Below are 6,334 nucleotides of genomic sequence, written 5' to 3'. Positions count from 1 at the left end.
TCCGGCGCGGGCGTAGGATATCTGAGAGGAGCTGTCCTTAGTACGAGAGGACCGGGATGGACGGACCGCTGGTGTATCAGCTGCATCGCCAGATGCATAAGGCTGGGTAGCCAAGTCCGGAAGGGATAAACGCTGAAGGCATCTAAGCGTGAAGCCCCCCTCAAGATGAGATATCCCTGCATTAGCAGTAAGACCCCTTAGAGACTATGAGGTAGATAGGCACAAGGTGTACGCACGGTAACGTGTTCAGCTGATGTGTACTAATAGGTCGAGGGCTTGTCCAATATGGATATAGAACGAAAAAAGCGGATCAAAGATGAAGTATTCAGTGTTCGGTTTTGAAGGTACAGATAACAGTTCATTTATTATATGAGATTCAAAGAAGCTAATGAGATATATTTCGTTAGCTTCTTTTTTGTCATATATGAGATTTAGTTGGATTTCAGACATCCATTTTCACAGGCATTAAAGTAGATATTGATACATGAAAATAAAGTGGCAGAAACTTCCCGCCATAACAAAGAGATGGAAGATGACATGTGAGCTGAAATAAGGATGCTTCTTATTAAAGTTTTCTAGTTTCAGAGCATAGATAATACCACCAAGAGTATAGATAATACCTCCTGTAAGTAACCATATAAAGGCTTGATGGCTAATAGTTGTATAGATTGGTTTCATAACAAGAATAGCACTCCATCCAAGGGCGATATATATAGTAGATGATAGCCAACGGGCAATTGATCCATGCAAGCTTAAGTAGAATACCTAAAAATGCCAGAGTCCAAACTGCAATTAAAAGTGACATTCCAATGGTTGGATTAAGAATAATAATGCATACAGGGGTATAGGAACCAGCAATCAAAATGAAGATCATTGAATGATCGATTTTTCTAAATATGCGTATTATTTGTGGAGATAAGGTTATAGCGTGATAAAAGGCACTGGATCCATAAAGAAGAATCATGCTTACTACAAAAATAAGCATTGCAAGTACATATATCTTACCAAAATCAGCGGCCTTCAATAATAACGGTAAACCTGCTCCAGCCGTCAGAAACATTGCGGCTAAATGTGTAAGTGAACTGCCGGGTTCTCTTAATGATATCTGCATATTGACTCCTTTAGACGTAGTAATAAAAACTATGTGCTGTGATATAAATACTACATCATCCAAGAAATGATGTCAACATGATGTGCTAGTGCTGCTGTCATTAAATACCTCGACTTTTTACGAAGTATAAATTGTTCTTATGCAAGGCGGAGGAATGAGTCGTACCGGGCGGTACGGCGATTGACGACAACGCATCAGAAGACAATTTAGACAAGTAATAAAGTCGAGGTATTTGATGACAGTAGCACTAGAACTAAAAGATCAGTTGTTTAGTAATTGATATTAAATATGGACAACGGGATAAACTTGAAGTATATTAATTGCATTAAATGTAATAGTACAAAATGTGTAACGGTTTGGATATTATTAACTGTGATCAACTATTATATAATCAGGATAATATGTATGAAGAGTAAATTAGGTAAAAAAGGATTAGCTACTCTTTTGATGACATCAGTATTTTCATTGTTAAGTGGATGTACGGCAGAAGTGCAGGAAAATAGGGAAACAATAACTTATTCGGAGGAAGATATGCGTGTAATTTATTTAGCCGGAGGATGCTTTTGGGGCGTCGAAAAATATTTTGATCAGTTTGATGGAGTCATAGATACTGAAGTTGGTTATGCGAATGGACCGGATACAAATGTAAGTTATCAGGATGTATGTAATGGTAGTGGACACGCCGAAACAGTAAAGGTAACCTATGATGAAAGCAGAATGTCTCTTTCAGAGCTTTTAAACTATTATTTTATGGTCATAGATCCTTTATCAGTAAATAAGCAGGGGAATGATAACGGGATTCAGTATAGGACAGGGATTTACTATACAGATGATAATCAAGTAGGTGAAATCACTGCAGTCTACGATGAACAGGAGCAGAAAATAGGACAAAAACTTGCTGTAGAAGTTGAGCCACTTAAGAATTTTTATATTGCAGAGGAATATCATCAGGATTATCTTGAGAAAAATCCTGGTGGATATTGTCATATTCCGCAGAAAATGTTCAAGCTTGAAAAAGAGCGAAAAAAGGAGACTAAGAAGGAATTAAGGAACAGAATCGGAGAGCTGTCATATGAGGTTACTCAAAATGCTGCTACTGAGAGGGCATTTACAGGAGAATATGATAATTTCTTTGAAAAAGGGATTTATGTAGATATAGTTAGCGGACAGCCTTTATTTTCTTCAAGTGATAAGTATGATTCAGGATGCGGATGGCCTGCATTTACGAAACCTATTGATGATGATGTAGTATCTGAAAGTGTTGATTTATCACTTGGAATGATGAGGACTGAAGTAAGGAGCAGTGAAGCCGGTTCACATCTTGGGCATGTGTTTAATGACGGACCTGTTGCAGAAGGTGGATTAAGATATTGTATAAATTCAGCTTCTCTTAAGTTTATTCCATATGATGATATGGATAAAGAAGGATACGGAGAATACAAGGATTCTGTTGAATAATATTAAGCAGCATACCATTACGGTACGCTGCTTTTTGTTTTGATAAGAGGATTTTGTAGCAAAAACTTTTTCCTGTTAGAAGTAATGTATTGTTACTGTTCAGACAGCTCTGCGCACTTGCTGCGCTGAGCGTGAGAATGTTCTACGTCTTGAATATAGGATTTGCCCCTTTGCCGAAGGCAACTGGAATGGGCAAATCCAGTTGCTGTGAGCACCGTAAGGTGTGAACAGTAACAATGTATTTACCGAAAGTTGAATAAAGACTACTTTACGATGACGTAACAGGGATTTAAAATTATTTTAGATTATTTCGTTTATGGGGATTGGGGAAAATATGTTGGTGCGGCGAATTGCTAAAAAATACAATGATCTGAAAATTGGTCATAAACTGATTCTTATATTTTTAATTATATCTATTATCCCTATTATTCTTTTACAGATTGCTCATTTTGCTCAGACAAGAAAGAACATGACAGAGCAGATCAATAAAATTATTCTCAATGATCTTGTTGGTATTTCACAACAGACAAATCTTAGCCTGGAAAATTATACAAACCTTTTATATCAGATATATATTGATGAAGAGATCATTAAGCAGACCAATGTTCTTTTTAATGGGACAGAGACCAGAAAGGCTTTTGCTAAAAATGTCATAAGGGAAAGACTTAAGCAGTATATAAGCACGATGGAATATGTGAGATGTATCAGTATTATTTGTGCAAATGGTGAGACAGTTATTTATGATATAAGTACAGACTCCTCTCTTCATAATCTTTGGGATAAGTTTTCTGATATGCGTATAGCACCGCCGTACAAGGACGTTGAAAACAGTCCGGGAATGGTTATCACTCCTACCATGAAATTTCATGAGGATGACAGAAACAGTTATTATTATCATGTTTCGAAAAGAATGTTTGATTTTGATAAGCTGGATAAGGGAAGCATTGCAACGGTAGTAATGACAATAGATGAAAAGGCGCTGGATATTATATGCAGCAGTAAAGAGGACGACCTTCATCACAGAGTATCATTCATAACCTCAGAAGACGGAAAAGTAATCTCTTATCCCAGTAAAGAATATATTGCCACATCTGTTGACGATTTTAAGTCTCTTATAGCAGAAAGCGGATATCTGAAAAACAGTAAACGAATAGCAATTAATGAATATGAGGACGAAGCAACCGGATGGAAGTTTATTAATGCTTATGATGAAGATTATATGCTTAAAGATCTTAGAAAAAGTCAGGTATATATGATTTTGATAAGTTTGATGATTCTTGCAATGGTTGGTGTGATCATAATTTATACGATAAGGAATCTCAACGGATCTGTTCAGACAATTGTTTCCGGAATGAAAAAAGTACAGAATGGAGATCTTAAGGAAAGAATATCACTTGAAAGTAAAGATGAATTTGGAATTATCGGCAATAACTTTAATCTGATGACAGAGAGGATCGAACAACTTTTAAACGAGGTTTCTGATGCTAAGGATAAGCAGAGACATGCTGAGATAAGAGCGCTTGAAGCGCAGATCAATCCACATTTTCTCTATAATACACTTGATTCAATTAACTGGATGGCAATTGACCATGGGGAGAATGAGATCAGCAAAGCAGTTAGTAATCTTGGATTGATTCTAAGGCATTCAGTCAGTAAAACTGATGCAGAGACGACTATAGCCATTGAGGCTGATTTTTTAAGACGTTATCTTGAACTTCAAAGTATCAGATATGAGGATGCATTTAGTTATAGTGTGATAGTAGGTCACGAAACAGAGCGCTTGAAGCTTCATAAACTCCTTATACAGCCTTTTGTGGAGAATGCAATTATTCACGGATTTGAGGGAATGGAGTATGGCGGTGAGCTAACGGTGCACTTCGATGTGTCAGAGAGCTTTGACTATTTGCAGATTAGTATAGAGGACAACGGAAAAGGATTCTCAGAAGAACTACTTGGAAAACTGTTGGATCGAGAGTGGATATTGAACGGAGAATTTGATGGTAAAAAGGGAATAGGCCTAAAGAATGCTTTTTCCAGATTGGTTATATACTATGGGAATGATGCACACTGGACTATAAATAGTGTTGAAGATATAGGTACAGAGATAGTGCTTTATATTCCATATGATTTGTGTATTTGACAGATTAATAGAGACTTATGATTTGCGTATCTGACTAATCAGTTGAGACTTATAATTTGCGCATGGAACTGATTAAGGGAGATTTATAGTTCACATATTTACTGATTGAGGGAGAAGATGAGAGTAATCATTGTCGAAGATGAGATCAAGATAAGAAATGGTTTGGCTAAACTTTTGTCTGAACAAAAGGGGATTGAGGTTATAGGAAAGGCCCGGAATGGGAATGAAGGACTTTCTATGGTCGAAGCACAAAAACCTGACTTGGTAATTACAGATATTCAAATGCCTGAGATGGATGGCCTGGATATGCTTGAGGCCATTAAAAATGAAGGGATAAAGTGTCACAGCATTATTTTGACTGGTTATGCTGAGTTTGATTACGCTAAAAGAGCAATAAGCTATGGAGCAGATGATTATCTTTTAAAACCTATTACAGTAGATGATGTTAACAGAGTGATTTCTGTGGTAAATGAAAAGATAAAGGTAGAAGCTACTCAAATGAGTGCAGACCCGTCTGTGTATCTTAAGGCGATACTTTCCGGAGCATTTGAGCTGACAGATGAAAACATTGATAAAGCCAGAAATGTACTTCAGGTTGAAGAGGGAAAACCGTTATATCTTGTATATGCCGGATTTGAGGATGCTATTGACTGTGAACTGATTGAGGAAAGGTTTAATGATTCAATTTCCTTTGTGTATTTAGATGATAATAAAAGAGTGTTTCTTCTCTATAATACGATTGAAAATGATGACGAAATGAAGGCACTCATACAGCGTAGGACATCTATTGTTAATATTGAATGCTCATGGATTTTTGAGAAAGTATTTAGTGTAAGGGAATTGGGCAAAGTTGGAGACAAACTACGTAAGAATATTATCTATAATATGGCGATAAATGGGAGCAGAATTATCACAAGGGATGATTATGAAGGAAAAGATTTTCCTGTTTACCAGTATTCGCAAGAAACAGATAAAAAAATAGAAAGGATACTGGTTGAAGGGTTACAAGAAGATTGGAATAGTTTATGTCTGGATATGGAGAGAACTATAAGCCAGGGTAAATATGATCCATTTTCCGTAAAAGTGGCCGTTCAAAGTATATCCAATAATATTGTTCAGCTCGCTTCAAAAATGTGGCCGAGTAAAATGAGACAGCTGACAGAGTGTGATACCCTTTCAAAAATAAGTAAGGCTTGCAGTGTAAAGAAAATAATAAAAGCGATAAATGAGCAGGGAAATCTGCTTCTTGCAAGGGGTGAGGAAAGAGAAAATATACGCAATTATACACTTCTAAAGGCTATTTCATACATTCGTGAGCATTACAGTGAAAGGATATCACAGGAGGAAGTAGCAAGTTATCTTTCAATCACTCCGGAGTATTTAAGTACATTATTCCACAGGGAGATGAATGTTAATTTCCCATCCTTTGTAAATAAATTCAGGGTAAGTCATGCGAAACGGTTGCTTAGAAGTACTGATAAAAAGATATATGAAGTAGCTGAAGAAGTAGGATTCTCTGATACTAAATATTTCAACAGGGTATTCAAGGATATTGAAGGAGTATCACCAAAGGAATTCAGGATGACATAAAAATGGGGGGGAAATATGTGTGGAGTACGGCAAAA

The 6,334-nt window shown here is 36.6% G+C and carries 3 protein-coding genes, 1 rRNA gene and 1 pseudogene; 4 read left to right on the top strand and 1 reads right to left on the bottom strand.

Annotated features, from left to right (window positions below):
- Positions 1-284, top strand: a 23S ribosomal RNA gene (locus T501_RS12555); the annotation flags it as partial.
- A 181-nt stretch (positions 285-465) separates the two neighbouring features.
- On the opposite strand, the pseudogene trhA reads toward T501_RS12555, so the two are convergent.
- Positions 466-1,111: pseudogene (gene trhA / locus T501_RS12550) on the bottom strand (PAQR family membrane homeostasis protein TrhA).
- Between the two features lie 531 nt (positions 1,112-1,642).
- Between trhA and msrB the strand changes: the two are divergent.
- The 3 genes from msrB (at position 1,643) to T501_RS12535 (ending at position 6,299) form a co-directional block, all read left to right on the top strand.
- The gene (gene msrB / locus T501_RS12545; RefSeq protein ID WP_044915156.1) at positions 1,643-2,569 is read left to right on the top strand and encodes a peptide-methionine (R)-S-oxide reductase MsrB; all 927 of its coding nucleotides are present in this window, start codon (positions 1,643-1,645) and stop codon (positions 2,567-2,569) included.
- A gap of 316 nt (positions 2,570-2,885) precedes the next feature.
- On the top strand, positions 2,886-4,709 hold the full coding sequence (locus T501_RS12540) for a cache domain-containing sensor histidine kinase (RefSeq protein WP_026511659.1): 1,824 nt from the start codon (positions 2,886-2,888) through the stop codon (positions 4,707-4,709).
- 117 nt (positions 4,710-4,826) lie between these two features.
- On the top strand, positions 4,827-6,299 hold the full coding sequence (locus tag T501_RS12535; RefSeq protein WP_044915142.1) for a response regulator transcription factor: 1,473 nt from the start codon (positions 4,827-4,829) through the stop codon (positions 6,297-6,299).
- The last annotated feature ends 35 nt before the right edge of the window (positions 6,300-6,334 follow it).

The sequence above is a fragment of the Butyrivibrio sp. WCE2006 genome, assembly GCF_000701985.1.
In the GTDB taxonomy this organism is placed as follows: Bacteria; Bacillota; Clostridia; order Lachnospirales; family Lachnospiraceae; genus Butyrivibrio.
The sequence above is the reverse complement of the archived record's forward strand: the minus strand, read 5'-3'. Positions and strand labels throughout refer to the sequence as shown.

Excerpts from the sequence above, each read along its gene's own strand:
- msrB (WP_044915156.1), top strand. The coding sequence starts at position 1,643 with ATGCGTGTAATTTATTTAGCCGGAGGATGCTTTTGGGGCGTCGAAAAA.
- T501_RS12540 (WP_026511659.1), top strand. The coding sequence starts at position 2,886 with ATGGGGATTGGGGAAAATATGTTGGTGCGGCGAATTGCTAAAAAATAC.
- T501_RS12535 (WP_044915142.1), top strand. The coding sequence starts at position 4,827 with ATGAGAGTAATCATTGTCGAAGATGAGATCAAGATAAGAAATGGTTTG.